The sequence below is a fragment of the Streptomyces sp. CB03234 genome (genome assembly GCF_001905885.1).
Classification (GTDB): domain Bacteria; phylum Actinomycetota; class Actinomycetes; order Streptomycetales; family Streptomycetaceae; genus Streptomyces.
In genome coordinates, this window is record NZ_LIYH01000001.1 from 915,541 (window position 1) to 932,466 (window position 16,926).

11 protein-coding genes and 1 pseudogene are annotated in these 16,926 nt (G+C 72.3%); 7 read left to right on the plus strand and 5 right to left on the minus strand.

Annotated elements, in window-relative coordinates:
• Positions 1-513, plus strand: a complete 513-nt coding sequence (locus AMK26_RS04165; protein ID WP_073751997.1) for a DinB family protein — start codon at positions 1-3, stop codon at positions 511-513.
• 4 nt (positions 514-517) lie between these two features.
• Here the strand turns inward: AMK26_RS04165 and AMK26_RS04170 are convergent, their stop codons facing one another.
• Entirely contained in the window at positions 518-949 is a 432-nt protein-coding gene (locus AMK26_RS04170) for a VOC family protein (RefSeq protein WP_073751999.1), read from the minus strand.
• A 59-nt stretch (positions 950-1,008) separates the two neighbouring features.
• The gene (locus tag AMK26_RS04175) at positions 1,009-3,015 is read right to left on the minus strand and encodes a PIG-L family deacetylase (RefSeq protein WP_079277439.1); all 2,007 of its coding nucleotides are present in this window, start codon (positions 3,013-3,015) and stop codon (positions 1,009-1,011) included.
• 321 nt (positions 3,016-3,336) lie between these two features.
• On the opposite strand from AMK26_RS04175, the gene AMK26_RS04180 reads away from it, so the two are divergent.
• Positions 3,337-6,321, plus strand: a complete 2,985-nt coding sequence (locus AMK26_RS04180) for a bifunctional [glutamine synthetase] adenylyltransferase/[glutamine synthetase]-adenylyl-L-tyrosine phosphorylase (protein ID WP_073752000.1) — start codon at positions 3,337-3,339, stop codon at positions 6,319-6,321.
• Here the strand turns inward: AMK26_RS04180 and AMK26_RS04185 are convergent.
• The 3 genes and pseudogenes from AMK26_RS04185 to AMK26_RS04195 form a co-directional block, all read right to left on the minus strand.
• Complete coding sequence (locus tag AMK26_RS04185; RefSeq protein ID WP_073752002.1) at positions 6,309-7,208, minus strand: phosphatase PAP2 family protein; 900 nt, start codon at positions 7,206-7,208, stop codon at positions 6,309-6,311. The genes AMK26_RS04180 and AMK26_RS04185 overlap by 13 nt on opposite strands.
• Before the next feature lie 36 nt (positions 7,209-7,244).
• A complete protein-coding gene (locus AMK26_RS04190) occupies positions 7,245-8,330 on the minus strand; it encodes a LacI family DNA-binding transcriptional regulator (RefSeq protein WP_073752004.1) in 1,086 nt (361 codons plus the stop codon).
• Positions 8,331-8,805: 475 nt separating this feature from the next.
• A pseudogene (locus tag AMK26_RS04195) lies at positions 8,806-10,308 on the minus strand (glycoside hydrolase family 13 protein); the annotation flags it as partial.
• A gap of 455 nt (positions 10,309-10,763) precedes the next feature.
• On the opposite strand from AMK26_RS04195, the gene AMK26_RS04200 reads away from it, so the two are divergent.
• The 5 genes from AMK26_RS04200 to AMK26_RS04220 all read left to right on the plus strand — a co-directional run bounded on the left by AMK26_RS04200 (position 10,764) and on the right by AMK26_RS04220 (position 16,795).
• A complete protein-coding gene (locus AMK26_RS04200; RefSeq protein ID WP_073752006.1) occupies positions 10,764-12,038 on the plus strand; it encodes an extracellular solute-binding protein in 1,275 nt (424 codons plus the stop codon).
• Between the two features lie 24 nt (positions 12,039-12,062).
• Positions 12,063-13,088, plus strand: coding sequence for a carbohydrate ABC transporter permease (locus AMK26_RS04205; protein WP_073752008.1), 1,026 nt, complete (start codon positions 12,063-12,065; stop codon positions 13,086-13,088).
• Complete coding sequence (locus tag AMK26_RS04210) at positions 13,082-13,945, plus strand: sugar ABC transporter permease (protein WP_107420854.1); 864 nt, start codon at positions 13,082-13,084, stop codon at positions 13,943-13,945. The genes AMK26_RS04205 and AMK26_RS04210 overlap by 7 nt, the downstream gene beginning before the upstream one ends.
• Positions 13,946-14,036: 91 nt before the next feature.
• Positions 14,037-15,698: a glycoside hydrolase family 13 protein gene (locus tag AMK26_RS04215; protein WP_073752012.1), complete on the plus strand. Its 1,662-nt coding sequence runs from the start codon at positions 14,037-14,039 to the stop codon at positions 15,696-15,698.
• Entirely contained in the window at positions 15,686-16,795 is a 1,110-nt protein-coding gene (locus AMK26_RS04220; protein ID WP_073752014.1) for a LacI family DNA-binding transcriptional regulator, read from the plus strand. The genes AMK26_RS04215 and AMK26_RS04220 overlap by 13 nt, the downstream gene beginning before the upstream one ends.
• Positions 16,796-16,926 lie beyond the last annotated feature (131 nt).

Consider the following 16,926-nt stretch of genomic DNA (forward strand, 5'->3'; position numbering starts at 1 on the left):
ATGACCTTCCCTCGTGTACGTCCGCCGCTCGTGGCGGACGAGCGGACCCAGCTCGTCGGCTGGCTCGACACACAGCGCGCGATCGTCCAGTGGAAATGCGAAGGACTGTCGGAGGACGACGCGTACCGGGCCGTCCTGCCGCACTCGCCGAACATGACCGTGGCCGGTCTCCTCTCCCATCTGCGGTGGGTGGAGAACGCCTGGTTCGAGGTGCTGTTCCTGGGCAGGCCCGCCGACAACCCCCAGCTCGACGAGAGCGAAGAGGACCTCGACATGAAGGTCCGGGGCGTGCCGCTCGCACAGCTCCTGGAGGAGTACGAGCGGCAGTGCGTGACCTCCAACGAGATCATCGCCGCCCACGGCCTGGACCAGGTGGGCCGCCACCCCGACCACCACTCCGCCCGGGCCACCCTGCGGTGGATGCTCATCCACATGGTCGAGGAGACCGCACGGCACGCCGGGCACCTGGACGCGATGCGGGAACTGCTCGACGGGCGGAAGGGCTACTACTGAGCCGCTAGCGCTCCGACAGTTCGGAGGGGGCCTCCTGGACCGTCCAGCCGTTGCCGTCCGGGTCCTTGAAGAACATGAACGAGTTCCACGTCTCGCCCTTGCCCTCCGTCCAGCCGTCCGGGCCCACGTGCCGCACGGGGCCGACCTCCACGCCCCGTGACGTCAGCTGCGCGCGGGCCGCCTCGATGTCGGTCACACACAGCTGGAGACCATGGAGCGAGCCGGGGGTCATGGTCTTCTCGCCCGGTGCCGGGGGCATACCGCTCTGCAGGGCGATCGAGCAGCGCGAGCCGGGCGGGGTCAGCTGGATGATGCGGATGCCGGGGGCCACCTCCGTGTCCAGGTCGACCTTGAAACCGCACTTCGTGCCGTAGAAGTCCTTCGCCCGGTCCAGATCGGTGACCGGGACGAGGACAACTTCGAGTGTCCAGTTCATGTGCGCTCCTCCATCGGTGAGTACGTACATGAAAGCCGGACCTCACACGTGACGCGGACTCATTTCCCCCACGGCGCCCAATTCAGCCGCCCGTCCAGGCCCATCGTCGCGAAGCCGTACGAAGTGGCCGCCGGGGCGCCGGCGAACAGCGACCGCCCGGTCACCCACGGCCCCCCGACCGGAGCCGTCGCCACCGCGCCGGAACCCGCGCGCACCGCCAGCCGGCCGCCCGACGCGCCCACCGCGCCGTACCCCGCGACGCCGCCCGGCACGTCCCGCACCGGCGAGGCGTGGCCGCTGCCGCCCGCGAAGCGGGACGTACGGACGTCACCGGAAGCCGGCTTGCGGAACCAGAGCCGTACGCCGTCGGCGCCGTCAGGCGTGGCGCTCAACGCCACCGTGGTCGCCGGCAGACCGGTCGCCACCGGACCGGTCACCGGCCCGCCCGGCGCGACCTGCGTCCACGCCACAACCGTCTTCGGCGTCCCCGCGAACACGTAGCCGCGCCCCGTCGCGTCCACCGCCGCCACCGGGTCGCCCCGCAGGTCCCGCCCACCGGCCGGCCGCCACGGCCCCCACCCGCCGTCCGCCCGCTGGGCGCTCACGCTCATCGCGTGGCCGCCGTCGCGTACGTACACCGTCATCAGGCCCGCCCGGTCCACCAGCACCGCCGGCAGGCTGATGTCGGAGGTCCTCGTCTCGTCGTCCCACTCCGGCGTCCCCAGCGAACGCCACGCGCCGAACGCCCCGCCCGGCGCCGCCTGCACCGCCGTCACCACCTCGCGGCGGTACTCCCCGTCCAGTTCGGTACGCGTACCGAACACCGCGATCCGGCCGTCCGGCAGCCGCACCGACGTCACCCCGGCGTCCAGGCCGTCGCCCCGCTGGAGCACCGGCCCGGTCCAGCCGCTCGTGCCGCCCTTGCGCCACACGGCCAGGCGGCCGTCCAGCACCGAGAACGCGTACAGCTCGCCCTTCCTCGCGCCCTGCTGGACCCACGCCGTCGAGCCCCCGCGGGCGTAGCGGATCGACTGCGCCCAGCCGTGCCCGGCGGGACGGGCGGCCACCTTGCGGTCGCCGCAGCCGGCCGGGTCCTCGCAGTAGTCGGTGTGGTCCCACCAGGCGTACGTCTTCAGCGTCCGCAGCTTCGCCTCGGTGCTCCCCGGGTCGAGGGAGTGCGGCAGGCCACCGGTCGGATACCCGAGATAGTTCTGTACGGCGAACGGCGGGTGACCGGGGGATTCCGCGTACCGCGCGAGCGCCGCCTGCGCGAACCGGGCGCCGTACATGTGGTCCTGGTGGTCGGAGAGCTTGCCCGTCTTGTCGTTGCGGCCCGGCGTCGGGTCCATGAGCCGGACGAAGGTCGGCTTGAACCGGTCGAGGACACCGGTGATCGTCTCGACGGTCTGGTCCTTGCTGTACGAGAAGTCCTCACGGACCGGGGACCCGGCCGCGAGCTGCGACTCAAGGCGCTCCACGCGGCCGTCCCACAGGCCGTGCAGGCTGTGCGGCCGGTCCTCCGAGATGCTGCCCGCCTCGCGCAGCTGGAGCCACACCAGGCTGATCTGCGGCTTCGCGCGGAGGGTGTCCAGCTCGGCCCGGCCGCCGCCGGCCGTCGCCATGGAGGTGCGGTCCCAGGGGCTGGTGCGGTTGCCGGTGGCCATCTCGGCGTACGCGGCACGTATGCCGTTCTGCCGGGCCTCCGCGTACGCCGCCTTGTCGGCGGGCGGCTGCGGGTCCTGGCGGCGGGCGTTGCGGCCGTCGGACTCCCCGGCGGTGAGGTAGACGGAGGTGAGACTGCGGCCGGAGGCGATCGACTGGCTGGTGTCCGGGTTCATGAAGAACAGGTCGTCGTCCGGGTGCGCCATGATCTGCAGGACCGCCTCGCCGCTGGTCCGGACCGGCTTCACCGCCTCCGCCTCCGGCACCCCCCGGCTCGGCACGTCCGACGCGTCCGACGACCCTGCGGTGAGCGCCAGCGTCCCGCCCGTGATGCCGACCAGCACGGCGATCGGCGCGGCTATGAACAGGCCACGGCGGAACGAGGACAGGGCGGGGCGAGGCATGGGCGGCGGCTTCCGTTACGCGGGTGGAGTGGGCGAACCGGGAGGGAAGAGGGGCTTTGCCGCCATCCGGTTCACAGGCCGTGGTGTGCGGTGCCTCACGCTGCCCGCGCGGGCGGTGCTGGGCTCCCGCCGGTGGTGCGGTGCCGGGTGCCGGTGGCTGCCTCCCCGGGCCTGGGCCCCCCCACGGAGTGGACCCAACGGCGCCCGTACGCGCACGGGCGGCCCCGCGGGGCGCACACCGCCGGGACGGCGTCCGGCCCAGGACACGATCCCCGATAGGCTCGGGGCGTGGGAGCCGACCACGTCGGAGGGAGCGGGCGCATGAGCGGGCCGGGGCGCAGGAGCAGTACCTTCACCCGACTGCTGCGGCACGGCTTCACCGACCCGTCCGCCGCCGAGCGGCTCCTCGGCCTGCCCGTGCTGTCCGCCGTGCGCGGCGACCCGGTCCTCCTCGACGCGCTCGGCGCCACCGCCGATCCCGACCTCGCGCTGCGCGGGCTCGTCCGGCTCGCCGAGGCGCAGGGCGGGGACGGCCGGCATCTGCTCGGCACCGTCCTGAGCGCCAAGCCGCTGCGCGACCGGCTGCTCGGCGTGCTCGGCGCCTCCGAGGCGCTGGCCGACCACCTGGCCCGGCACCCGCGCGACTGGGAGGCGCTGGTCACGTACGAGTCGACCGACCTGCACCCGGGCGTCGCCGACTTCGAGCGCGGGCTGGCCGGGGCGACCGATCCCGTGTCGCTGCGCATCGCCTACCGCCGCTGCCTGCTGGCCATAGCGGCCCGTGACGTGTGCGGCACCACCGACATCGCCGAGACGGCCGCCGAGCTGGCCGACCTCGCCACGGCCACCCTCCGCAAGGCCCTCGCCATAGCGAGCGCGGCCGCTCCGGAGGACGCCGCCATGTGCCGGCTCGCGGTCATCGCGATGGGCAAGTGCGGCGGCAACGAGCTGAACTACGTCTCCGACGTGGACGTCATCTTCGTGGGCGAGCCCGCCGACGGCGCCGACGAGGGCAAGGCGATGCAGGCGGCGACCCGGCTGGCCTCGCACCTGATGCGCATCTGCTCGGAGCAGACGGTGGAGGGGACGATCTGGCCCGTCGACGCCAACCTGCGCCCCGAGGGCAGGAACGGCCCGCTCGTGCGGACCCTGTCGAGTCACCTGGCCTACTACCAGCGCTGGGCCAAGACCTGGGAGTTCCAGGCGCTGCTCAAGGCGCGCGCGGTGGCCGGGGACCCGGAGCTGGGCGCCGCGTACATCGACGCCGTCTCACCGCTGGTGTGGCAGGCCGCCGAGCGGGAGAACTTCGTCGCCGACGTACAGAAGATGCGTCGCCGGGTGGTGGAGACCATTCCGGTCGCGCAGGTGGACCGTGAGCTGAAGCTGGGCCCGGGCGGGCTCAGGGACGTCGAGTTCGCGGTGCAGCTGCTGCAGTTGGTGCATGGCCGGAGTGACGCCACGCTGCACAGCGGGAGCACGCTGGAGGCGCTGAAGGCGCTGGCGGCGGGTGGTTACGTGGGGCGGGTCGACGCGGCGCAGATGGACGAGGCGTACCGCTTCCTGCGGGCGATGGAGCACCGCATCCAGCTCTTCCGGCTGCGGCGGACCCATCTGGTGCCGGAGGCCGAGGAGGATCTGCGGCGGCTGGGGCGGTCCCTGGGGCTGCGTACCGATCCGGTCGCCGAGCTGAACCGGGAGTGGCGGCGGCACGCGGCGGTGGTGCGGCGGCTGCACGAGAAGCTGTTCTACCGGCCGCTGCTGGACGCGGTCGCCCAGCTCACGCCGGGGGAGACGCGGCTGAGCGCCAAGGCCGCCGGGCAGCGGCTGGAGGCGCTGGGGTACGCGGATCCGGCGGCCGCGCTGCGGCATCTGGAGGCCCTGTCGTCCGGGGTCACCCGCAAGGCGGCGATCCAGCGGACGCTGCTGCCGGTGCTGCTGGGCTGGTTCGCAGACTCGGCCGACCCGGACGCCGGGCTGCTGGGCTTCCGCAAGGTGTCGGACGCGCTGGGGAAGACGCCCTGGTACCTGCGGCTGCTGCGGGACGAGGGCGCGGCGGCGGAGAACCTGGCACGGGTGCTGTCGGCGGGCAGGCTGGCGCCCGACCTGCTGTTGCGGGCTCCCGAGGCGGTGGCCATCCTCGGCGCCCCCGAGGGGCTCCAGCCGCGCGGCCGTGACCATCTGGAGCCGGAGATCCTCGCGGCGGTGGGCCGCGCGGAGGACGCCGAGCTGGCGGTCGCGGTGGCCCGTGGCGTACGGCGCCGGGAGCTGTTCCGTACCGCCGCCGCCGACATCATCGGCTCGTACGGCACCGAAGACAGCCCCGCCGAGGCCGACCCCGGCGCCCTCGTGAACCGCGTCGGCCAGGCGGTCACCGACCTGAACGCCGCGACCATCGCGGGCGCGCTGCGGGCCGCCGTGCGCGAGCAGTGGGGCGACACGCTGCCCACCCGGTTCGCCGTCATCGGCATGGGCCGCTTCGGCGGCCACGAGCTGGGTTACGGGTCGGACGCGGACGTGCTGTTCGTGCACGAGCCGCGCGAGGGCGTCGACGAGCAGGAGGCGGCGCGGGCCGCCAACGCGGTGGTCGCCGAGATGCGGCGGCTGCTCCAGTTGCCGACGGCCGACCCGCCGCTGCTCATCGACGCGGACCTGCGCCCCGAGGGCAAGAGCGGGCCCCTGGTGCGCACCCTCAAGTCGTACGAGGCCTACTACCGCCGCTGGTCGCTCGGCTGGGAGAGCCAGGCGTTGCTGCGGGCCGAGCCGATGGCCGGCGACCCGGACCTCGGCCGCCGTTTCATCGAGCTGGTCGATCCGCTGCGCTACCCGGAGCGGGGCCTGGACGAGGCCGCCGTACGCGAGATCCGGCGCCTGAAGGCCCGCATGGAGACGGAGCGGCTGCCGCGCGGCGCCGACCCGGCGCTGCACACCAAGCTGGGGCGCGGCGGCCTGTCCGACGTCGAGTGGACCGTGCAGCTGTTGCAGATGCGCCACGGCCACGCGGTGCCGGGCCTGCGTACCACCCGCACCCGCGGGGCGCTGGCCGCGGCCCGTGACGCGGGCCTGATCGCCGGGCAGGACGCCCAGGTCCTCGACGAGGCGTGGGTCCTGGCGACCCGTGTGCGCAACGGCGTGATGCTGGTGCGCGGACGGGCCGGGGACACCTTCCCGTCCGACGCGCGGGAGCTCGCCGCGGTCGGCCGGTACCTCGGGTACGGGCCGGGGCACGTCGGCGAGATGGTGGAGGACTACCGCCGTACGACGCGCAGGGCGCGGGCCGTGGTGGAGGAGCTGTTCTACGGCGCCTGAGGGCCGGGGACGCGGTGCGCCAGGGCCGGGGTGACGGCCCGTGGCGCCACGTGGCGGGGCAGCCGGTGCGGCACGCTGCCGTACCAGGCGTACGCCAGGGTGTAGCCGAAGCCCAGGCAGATCAGGCCGCCCACCGCGTCCAGCCAGAAGTGGTTGGCGGTCGCGACGATGACGACGAGGGTCGCGGCCGGGTAGAGCAGGCCGAGGATCCTGCCCCAGGGGGCCTTGGCCAGGGCGAAGATGGTCAGGCCGCACCACAGCGACCACCCGATGTGCATGGACGGCATCGCGGCGTACTGGTTGGACATGTTCTTCAGGTCGCCCGACGCCATCGAGCCCCAGGTGTGGTGCACCAGCACGGTGTCGATGAACTTCTCGGAGGTCATCAGACGGGGCGGCGCCAGCGGGTACAGGTAGTAGCCGAGCAGGGCGATTCCGGTGGTGGAGAACAGCACCAGGCGGGTCGCGGCGTACCGCCCCGGATGCCACCGGTACAGCCACACCAGGACACCGATGGTGACGATGAAGTGCAGCGTGGCGTAGTAGTAGTTCATGCCCACGATCAGCCACGTCACCGAGTCCACGGCGTGGTTGACCGTCTTCTCGACGGCGATGCCGAGGGACTGCTCCGCCCGCCAGATCCAGTCGGCGTTGCGCAGCGCCTCGGCCTTCTGCTCCGGCACGGCGTTGCGGATCAGCGAGTACGTCCAGTAGCTGACGGCGATCAGCAGGATCTCGAACCAGATGCGGGGGCGGCGCGGGGCGCGCATCCGCTGCCACACGGTCCGGCTGTCCGCCTCGCGGGCCGGACCCTGTTCGATGGGTGAATCCACCGGTGGTGCCGGGGCCTCACGGCCTTCCAGTGTCCTCACAGTCGTGTCACCCATGGGCCAAGAGTCTGCCAGATAGGTCTACTCGGTCGATCATCCGTCAGTCTGGTCCTCATTGCCATCGCTACGCCTTTCGGAGGATGGCCTTTCGGAGGACCGCTGACCATGGGGGCCGGAGGCGGTTGAACCGCGAACGACCAGCTCGGGCATGAAGACGAACTCGCTGTGCGGGGCCGGGGTGCCGCCGATCTCCTCCAGCAGGGCCCGCACCGCCGCCTGCCCCATCGCCTGCACGGGCTGGCGGATGGTGGTCAGCGGGGGGTCCGTGAACGCTATGAGCGGCGAGTCGTCGAATCCGACGACGGAGACGTCCCCCGGGACGTGCAGCCCCTGCTGGCGCGCGGCGCGGATGGCACCCAGTGCCATCATGTCGCTGGCGCAGACGACGGCGGTGCAGCCCCGTTCGATCAGCGCGGTCGCGGCGGCCTGGCCGCCCTCCAGGGTGTAGAGCGAGTGCTGGATGAGCTCCTCGCACTGCGCCGGCGCCAGCCCGAGCCGCGCCTGCATGCCCAGCCGGAAGCCCTCGATCTTGCGCAGCACGGGCACGAACCGCTTCGGGCCGACCGCGAGGCCGATCCGGGTGTGCCCGAGCGCGGCGAGGTGGGTCACGGCGAGCTGCATCGCGGCCCGGTCGTCGGGGGAGACGAACGGCGCCTGCACCTTGGGGGAGAAGCCGTTGATGAGGACGTACGGGACGCCCTTGCCGCGCAGCTGGTCGTAGCGCGTCATGTCGGCGGTGGTGTCGGCGTGCAGTCCGGAGACGAAGATGATGCCGGATACGCCCCGCTCGACGAGCATTTCGGTGAGTTCGTCCTCGGTGGAGCCGCCGGGGGTCTGGGTGGCGAGGACGGGGGTGTAGCCCTGGCGGGTCAGGGCCTGGCCGATGACCTGGGCCAGGGCCGGGAAGATGGGGTTGTCCAGCTCGGGGGTTATCAGCCCGACCAGTCCGGCACTGCGCTGGCGCAGCCGTACGGGGCGTTCGTAGCCGAGCACGTCGAGCGCGGCCAGCACGGACTGACGGGTGGCCGCGGCCACACCGGGCTTGCCGTTGAGCACGCGGCTGACTGTGGCTTCGCTGACCCCCGCCTGGGCTGCGATGTCGGCTAGCCGCGCGGTCATGGGATGCGACTGTACCGGCCGCACGTCAGCTTGCCCACCAAACGCAGGACTCGGCGGCGAGGAGGACGGTGTGCCCGTCGTCGCCGTGTCCCGCCTCGGCCGCGAACTCCCTCGCGGGAGGCGGCACTTTGGCCCCGGGGGCGGCACCGTGTACGGCACGCCCGCCGCCGTCCGCGGTGCCGCGATGCCCGTCACCGCCGTGGTCGGTCCCCGCGGCGGCGGCCGGGTTGTCGGCGGCCCGGCCGGGCCTGCCGCCGTCGGGTGCGCCGCCGGGCTCCGGAACGGCCGCCTGACCGCCGGCGCCTGCCGTGGGGGCGTGGCCGTTTCCGTCGCCGGGCCGGCCGACGGCCGCCGGTCCGCCCGGTACCGGCTGTCCGTTCACGGCACCCGACGCGTCGGCCGCCGGCACGCCCGGCACGGGCTGGCCGTCCACCGGTCCTGTTCCGGGGGCGGGGGCGGGAGCCCGCCCTGTGGCCGGCGCGCTGGACAGGAGCACCCGGCTGCCCGGGGCGCGGAGGGCGACCGGGTGGTCCGTGAGGTTGACCGTGCAGATCAGGTCGCCCTGCCAGGGGCCGGGGCCGGGGCCCGTGCCCTTGGCGCGGCGGCGGAAGGCGAGGACGCCGTCGGGCGCGGGCAGCCACTCCACCGCGTCGCCCGCGCCCAGCGCCGGGTGGTCGCGGCGCATCGCGAGCGCGCTGCGGTACAGCTCCAGCGTCGAGTCCGGGTCACCGGTCTGGGCCTCGACCGACAGGCCGGCCCACGACGACGGCTGCGGGAGCCAGCTGCCGCCGGGGCCGAAGCCGTACGAAGGTCCCTCCACCGTCCACGGGATCGGCACCCGGCACCCGTCGCGCAGCCCGTCCTGGCCCTCGCCGCGCTGGAAGGCGGGGTCCTGGCGGGCCTCGTCGGGCAGCTCCGTGACCTCGGGCAGCCCCAGCTCCTCGCCCTGGTAGACGTACGCCGAGCCGGGCAGCGCCAGCATCAGCAGCGCGGCCGCCCGCGCCCGCCGCAGCCCGGCGGCGCCGTCCCCGTACCGGGTGGTGTGGCGGACCACGTCGTGGTTGGACAGCACCCACGTCGTCGGGGCGCCCACCGACGTGGTGGCCCGCAGTGAGTCGTCGATGACCCGCCGCAGCGCGGCCGCGTCCCACGGGCAGTTCAGGAACTGGAAGTTGAACGCCTGGTGCAGCTCGTCGGGGCGTACGTACAGCGCCAGCCGCTCCGCCGACGGCGCCCACGCCTCGGCGACGGCGATGCGCTCGCCCTCGTAGGTGTCGAGGAGCCGCCGCCACGCCCGGTGGATCTCGTGGACGCCGTCCTGGTCGAAGAACGGCAGCTGCTGGGCGCCGATCAGCCTGGCCTGCTCGCCGTGCCCGATGTCCGGCATCCCGGGCGCCTTGACCATGCCGTGCGCGACGTCGACGCGGAACCCGTCGACCCCGAGGTCCAGCCAGAACCGCAGCACGGACTCGAACTCGGCCGCGACCTCCTCGTTCTCCCAGTTCAGGTCCGGCTGCTCGGGGGCGAACAGGTGCAGGTACCAGTCGCCGTCGGGTGTCCGGGTCCAGGCCGGACCGCCGAAGACCGACTCCCAGTCGTTGGGCGGCAGCGCGCCGTCCGGCCCCTTGCCGGGGCGGAAGAGATAGCGGTCGCGGCAGGCCGGGTCGCCGGCGAGCGCCTGACGGAACCACGGGTGCCGGTCGGACGTGTGGTTCGGGACGATGTCGACGATCACCCGCAGCCCCAGCTCATGGGCCGTGCGCACCAGGTCGTCCGCGTCCGCGAGGTCCCCGAAGACCGGGTCGACGGCGCGGTAGTCGGCCACGTCGTACCCGCCGTCGGCCTGCGGCGAGGCGTAGAAGGGGGTGAGCCACACCGCGTCCGCCCCGAGCCGCGCCAGGTGGGGGAGCCGCTCGCGGGCCCCGCGCAGGTCGCCGACGCCGTCGCCGTCGCTGTCGGCGAAGGACCGGACGTACACCTAGTAGATGACGGCCTCGCGCCACCACCCCGGGCGGTCGCTGGAAGAGCTTGCACGGCGCAGGTCCTCCGGCGCCTGGACGGGCGAGGTCAGCTCGTGGGCCATGTGCGGTGTCCCTCTCGGTGGGCCGGGATGGGGTCGTCGTTGCGTCTAACGAGGTGAGAGCGGTAATGAAACGCTCCTGCAAGGCCTTACGAAAAGGCTTGCAGGACTTTCCCGGCCCGCGCAACCCTGCCTCGCCGCGCCTGTCAAGCGATGCGTCGGCAACTGTAGGGACACGCGGATGTAACGATCAGCCCGCCTTGCAGAAAATTGCCGCAAGGTCTTTCGGCTCGTTTTCATCCCTGTTACGTTCCTGGCAACCCGGCGCGCCGCGAGGGAGCGGTCTGCAGGAGGCACGAGATCCGGTCATGTGATCCGCCTTCGTCTTCCCGGGATCAGTTGAAGGAGTTCACATGCGGCGTGGCATAGCGGCCACCGCGCTGGTCGCGGCCCTCGGTCTGACGACGGCGGCGTGCGGAGGCGACAGCGGCGAGCAGGGCGGGTCCAGCAGCTCCGGCGAGCTGTCCGGCACCGTCACCTTCTGGGACACCTCGAACGAGGCCGAGAAGGCGACGTACCAGTCCCTGGCCGAGGGCTTCACCAAGCTGCACCCCAAGGTGAAGGTCAAGTACGTCAACGTTCCCTTCGGCGAGGCCAACGCCAAGTTCAAGAACGCGGCGGGCGGCAACTCCGGAGCCCCCGACGTGATGCGCACCGAGGTCGCCTGGGTCGCCGACTTCGCCAGCCTCGGCTACCTCGCCCCGCTGGACGGCACCCGCGCCATCGAGAACCAGGGCGACTGGCTGCCGCAGGCCGCCGCGAGCACCAAGTTCGACGACAAGACGTACGCGGTCCCGCAGGTCATCGACACCATGGCGCTCTTCTACAACAAGAAGATGCTCAAGGACGCCGGTGTCGAGGTCCCGACGACCCTCACGGCGCTCAAGGACGCGTCGGCGAAGATCAGCAAGAAGTGGCCCGGCAAGAGCGGCCTGTATCTCCGCGGTGACGACCCGTACTGGTTCCTGTCCTTCCTGTACGGCGAGGGCGGCGACCTGGTCGACGCCAAGGCCAAGAAGGTCACCATCGACGACCCGGCCGGCGTCAACGCGTACAAGACCATCAAGGACCTGGTCGACTCGAAGGCGGCGATCACCGACGCCTCCGACGGCTGGAACAACATGCAGAACGCGTTCAAGTCCGGCAAGGTCGCGATGATGCTCAACGGCCCGTGGGCCATCGCCGACTCGCGCGCCGGCGCTGAGTTCAAGGACCCGAAGAACCTGGGCATCGCGCCCGTCCCGGCCGGCAGCGCCGGACAGGGCTCCCCGCAGGGCGGCTGGAACCTCTCCGTCTACGCCGGGTCCAAGAACCTCGACGCGTCCTACGAGTTCGCCAAGTACATGAGCTCGGCCAAGGTGCAGCAGCAGACCACCGAGAAGCTCAGCCTGCTGCCCACCCGCACCTCGGTGTACGCCCAGCCGAGCGTCGCCGGCAACGAGATGGTCCAGTTCTTCAAGCCCGCCGTCGACAAGGCCGTCGAGCGCCCGTGGATCCCGCAGGGCAACGCCCTCTTCGAGCCGATCCGCCTCCAGATGGCCAACGTCCTGGGCGGCAAGACCACGCCGGAGAAGGCCGCCCAGGAGACGGGCGACGCCTACCGCAAGATGCTCAAGGACTACAAGTAAGCAGTGGGAAGGGCTGACCGACCAATGGCTGTCGAGACCAGCCAGTCGGTGGCGAAGGCCGCGGGCGCGCACAGCGCCCGCGGCCGCGGCCGCCGCACTGACAACACCCCGGGAACTCCCGGTCCTGGCAGGCTGCGCAGAGCGCTGAGCACCCACTGGTACGCCTGGAGCATGGTCGCTCCGGTGGTGACCGTGATCGGCGTGATCATCGGCTACCCGCTGGTGCGTGGCGTCTACCTGTCGCTGACGGACGCCAACGAGGCCAACGTCGAGCGCACGATCGGCGTCAACCACATCCCCGCGACGTACGAGTTCGTCGGTCTCGACAACTACAAGGCCGTCCTCACCGACGACGTCTTCTGGGACCGGCTCGGCTGGACCGTGGTCTGGACCGTCAGCTGTGTCGCCCTCTCCTTCACCCTCGGCCTCGTCCTGGCCAACATGCTCAACCGCAAGATCAAGGGCCGCGCCTTCTACCGCATGGCCCTCGTCCTGCCGTGGGCCGTCCCCGCCTTCGTGTCCGTCTTCACCTGGCGGCTGCTCTTCAACGAACGCAGCGGCCTGTTCAACGAGCTCCTCGCGGGCGGCGGTATCGACGCGATCTCCTGGCTGAACGACCCCACTTGGGCCAAGGTCTCGGTCATCGCCGTCAACGTCTGGCTCGGCGTGCCCTTCATGCTCGTCGCCATGCTGGGCGGCCTGCAGTCCATCCCCGGTGAGCTGTACGAGGCCGCGGAGATGGACGGCGTGACCGCGTGGCAGCGGTTCCGCCACATCACGCTGCCCGGGCTGCGGCCGGTCTCCGGCACGGTGATCCTGCTCAGCTCCATCTGGACCTTCAACATGTTCCCGGTGATCTTCCTGCTCACCCGGGGCGGGCCGGGTGACGCCACCGAGATCCTGGTGACGTACGCCTACCGGCTGTCCTTCGTCGTCAGCCCGCGCGACTTCGCGGGATCGGCCGCCTGGGGCGTCCTGATCCTGATCCTCCTGTCGCTCTTCGCGGTGGTCTACCGCCGCGCGCTCCGCAAGCAGGGAGACATGTGGTGAGCACCGACACCCACACCCGTAAGGTCCGGCCCAGGGGCGAGCGTTCCCCGCTGGCGTCCGTGGGGCTGCACCTGACGCTGCTCGTCGCCGCGCTCGTGGCGGTCTTCCCGCCGCTGTGGCTGGTGATCACGTCGTTCAAGCCGAAGACCGACGCCTTCGACACCTCGGTCGTCAAGAACTTCACCCTCGGCAACTACAGCCACGTGCTGGGCGACACCCAGTTCCTGGCCTGGCTCGGCAACTCGCTGGTCGTCGTCGGCGTCACCACCGTCATCGGCGTCTTCATCTCCGCCACCACCGGCTACGCGGTCAGCCGCTTCCGCTTCCCGGGGCTGCGGCCCCTGATGTGGCTGCTGCTGATCACCCAGATGTTCCCGGTCGCGGTGCTCATCGTGCCGCTGTACAACCTGCTGGCGTCGCTGGGCATGCTGAACCAGCCGGTCGGCCTGATCATCACGTACCTCACCGTGGCCGTGCCGTTCTGCGCCTGGATGATGAAGGGCTACTTCGACGGCATCCCGGCCGAGATCGACGAGGCGGGGCGCGTCGACGGGCTCACGCCCTTCGGCACGTTCTGGCGCCTGATCATGCCGCTGGCCAAGCCGGGTCTCGCGGTGACGGCGTTCTACACGTTCATCACCGGCTGGGGCGAGGTCGCGTACGCCTCCGCGTTCATGACCGGCGAGGAGAACCTCACCCTCGCGGGCGGTCTGCAGACCTTCGTCAACCAGTACACGGCCGACTGGGGCTCACTGACCGCCGCGGCCGTCCTGATCGCGGCCCCCGCCGCGGTCGTCTTCGGCCTCGTCCAGCGCCACCTGGTCTCCGGCCTGACGGCCGGCGCCACCAAGTCGTAGGACAGGCCCACCCCCGTATTCCGGTCCGCGGCGCCGGTCCGGCCTGTTCCCGGGCCGGTGGCCGCTTCCACTCCTCCACTCCAGGGAAGACATGACCCAGCACCTCGCTGCCCCCGCCGCCCCCGCAACCGGAACCACCGGCACGCACACGGGCTGGTGGAGAGACGCGGTGATCTACCAGGTCTATCCGCGCAGCTTCGCCGACGGCAACGGCGACGGCATGGGCGACCTGGAAGGCATCCGCAGCCGTCTGCCGTACCTGAAGGACCTCGGCGTCGACGCCGTCTGGCTCAGCCCCTTCTACGCCTCGCCGCAGGCCGACGCCGGGTACGACGTCGCCGACTACCGTGCCATCGACCCCATGTTCGGCAACCTCCTCGACGCCGACGCGCTGATCCGCGAGGCCCACGAGCTGGGGCTGCGCATCATCGTGGACCTGGTGCCCAACCACTCGTCCGACCAGCACGAGTGGTTCCAGCGCGCGCTGCGCGAGGGGCCCGGGTCGCCGCTGCGTGAGCGGTACCACTTCCGGAAGGGCAAGGGGGCCGACGGCGAGCTCCCGCCGAACGACTGGGAGTCCATCTTCGGCGGCCCGGCGTGGACGCGCGTCGAGGACGGCGAGTGGTACCTGCACCTCTTCGCGCCCGAGCAGCCCGACTTCAACTGGGAACACCCCGCCGTACGCGACGAGTTCCGCTCCATCCTGCGCTTCTGGCTCGACATGGGCGTCGACGGCTTCCGCGTCGACGTCGCCCACGGCCTCGTCAAGGCGGCCGGCCTGCCCGACATCGGCGCCCACGACCAGCTCAAGCTGCTCGGGAACGACGTCATGCCGTTCTTCGACCAGGACGGCGTCCACGAGATCTACCGCAGCTGGCGCAAGGTCCTCCAGGAGTACGACGGCGAGCGCGTCCTCGTCGCCGAGGCCTGGACGCCCACGGTGGAGCGCACCGCCAACTACGTACGCCCCGACGAGATGCACCAGGCGTTCAACTTCCAGTACCTCGGCACCTACTGGGACGCCAAGGAGCTGCGCGAGGTCATCGACGCCTCGCTCGCCGCGATGCGCCCCGTCGGCGCCCCCACCACCTGGGTGCTGTCCAACCACGACGTGACCCGGCACGCCACCCGGTTCGCCAACCCGGCGGGCCTCGGCACCCAGCTGCGTACCCCCGGCGACCGGGAGCTGGGCCTCCGGCGCGCCCGGGCGGCCACGCTGCTGATGCTGGCGCTGCCCGGCTCCGCGTACGTCTACCAGGGCGAGGAGCTCGGCCTGCCGGACGTCACGGACCTGCCCGACGAGGTGCGCCAGGACCCGTCGTTCTTCCGGGCGACCGGCCAGGACGGGTTCCGCGACGGCTGCCGGGTGCCGATCCCGTGGACGGTTCAGGGCTCCTCGTACGGGTTCGGAAGCGGCGGCAGCTGGCTCCCGCAGCCGGCGACCTGGGGGGACCTGAGCGTCGAGGCCCAGACCGGCGACCCGGGCTCGACCCTGGAGCTGTACCGCAGCGCGCTGGCGGTGCGCCGCGAGCAGCCCGGGCTGGGCGCGGGCGACGCGGTGGAGTGGCTGGAGGCGCCCGAGGGCGTGCTGGCGTTCCGGCGCGGGGCCTTCGTGTGCCACGCCAACACCACGGGGCGGCCGGTGCGGATAGCGGTGCCCGGCCGGATGCTGCTCGCCAGCGAGCAGGTGCGCGTGAGCGTGGACGGCACGGCCGAGTTGCCCGCCGACACCACCGTCTGGTGGGCGGGGTGACCATCCTGACGCCGCGCGGCGACGCGCGGACGGAGCCGCGGGGCGACGGAGGAGGGGGCGCCCCGCGGCTCGCGGACATCGCGGCGCAGGCCGGTGTCAGCGAGGCCACGGTCAGCCGGGTCCTCAACGGCAAGGCGGGCGTGGCCGGGCCCACCAGGACCCGGGTGCTGGCCGCCCTCGACGTACTCGGCTACGAGCGGCCGGTACGGCTCAAGCGGCGCAGCGCCGGCCTGGTGGGCCTGGTCATCCCCGAGCTGACCAACCCCATCTTCCCCGCGTTCGCGCAGGTCATCGAGCAGGTGCTGGCCGGGCACGGCTACACGCCCGTGCTGTGCACCCAGATGCCGGGCGGCGCCACCGAGGACGAGCTGGTCGAGCAGCTGGAGGAGCGCGGCGTCACCGGCATCGTGTTCCTGTCGGGGTTGCACGCCGACACCAGCGCCGACCCGGCCCGGTACGTGAAACTGGCGGGCCGGGGCGTGCCGTTCGTCCTCATCAACGGCTTCAACGAGCACATCGACGCCCACTTCGTCTCGCCCGACGACCGCTCGGCCGCCCGCATGGCGGTCCGGCACCTCGTCGAGCTGGGCCATGAGCGCATCGGGCTGGCCATCGGCCCGACCCGGTACGTCCCGTCGCGGCGGAAGGCGGAGGGGTTCACGGCGGCGCTGCGGGCCCTGCTCGGGGTCGGCGTGGAGGAGGCCGAAGCGCGCGTCCAGCAGACCCTGTTCGGGGTCGAGGGCGGGCACGCGGCGGCCGGGGCGCTGCTGGACCAGGGCTGCACGGGGATCGTGTGCGCCAGCGACCTGATGGCGCTCGGCGCGATACGGGCGGTGCGGGGGCGGGGCCTGGACGTGCCGTCGGACGTGTCGGTGGTCGGCTTCGACGACTCGCCGCTGATCGCGTTCACGGACCCGCCGCTGACGACGGTGCGCCAGCCGGTGCAGGCGATGGCGACGGCGGCGGTGGACGCGCTGCTGGAGGAGATCGACGGCAACCGGGTGCTGGGGGCACCTCCCAGCGGTAGCTGGGGGAGTACGGAGTTCGTCTTCCAGCCGGAGCTGGTGGTGCGTGGCTCCACCGCCCAGCGCAGGTAGCTGTGGGGACCCGGGACCTGCCCGTGATCGGGCGCGGCGGGGTCTTCTTCGGCCCCGGGCCTCCCGGCTCATGACCGGTCCATGCGTGACCGGCCCGGCCGGCCGGGCGCGTGGAGCCCCGGGGTACGGGG

Coding starts and splice junctions, on each gene's coding strand:
- AMK26_RS04185 (WP_073752002.1), bottom strand. CDS start 7,208: ATGGGTGACACGACTGTGAGGACACTGGAAGGCCGTGAGGCCCCGGCA.
- AMK26_RS04205 (WP_073752008.1), top strand. CDS start 12,063: ATGGCTGTCGAGACCAGCCAGTCGGTGGCGAAGGCCGCGGGCGCGCAC.
- AMK26_RS04170 (WP_073751999.1), bottom strand. CDS start 949: ATGAACTGGACACTCGAAGTTGTCCTCGTCCCGGTCACCGATCTGGAC.
- AMK26_RS04175 (WP_079277439.1), bottom strand. CDS start 3,015: ATGCCTCGCCCCGCCCTGTCCTCGTTCCGCCGTGGCCTGTTCATAGCC.
- AMK26_RS04215 (WP_073752012.1), top strand. CDS start 14,037: ATGACCCAGCACCTCGCTGCCCCCGCCGCCCCCGCAACCGGAACCACC.
- AMK26_RS04190 (WP_073752004.1), bottom strand. CDS start 8,330: ATGACCGCGCGGCTAGCCGACATCGCAGCCCAGGCGGGGGTCAGCGAA.
- AMK26_RS04165 (WP_073751997.1), top strand. CDS start 1: ATGACCTTCCCTCGTGTACGTCCGCCGCTCGTGGCGGACGAGCGGACC.
- AMK26_RS04180 (WP_073752000.1), top strand. CDS start 3,337: ATGAGCGGGCCGGGGCGCAGGAGCAGTACCTTCACCCGACTGCTGCGG.
- AMK26_RS04200 (WP_073752006.1), top strand. CDS start 10,764: ATGCGGCGTGGCATAGCGGCCACCGCGCTGGTCGCGGCCCTCGGTCTG.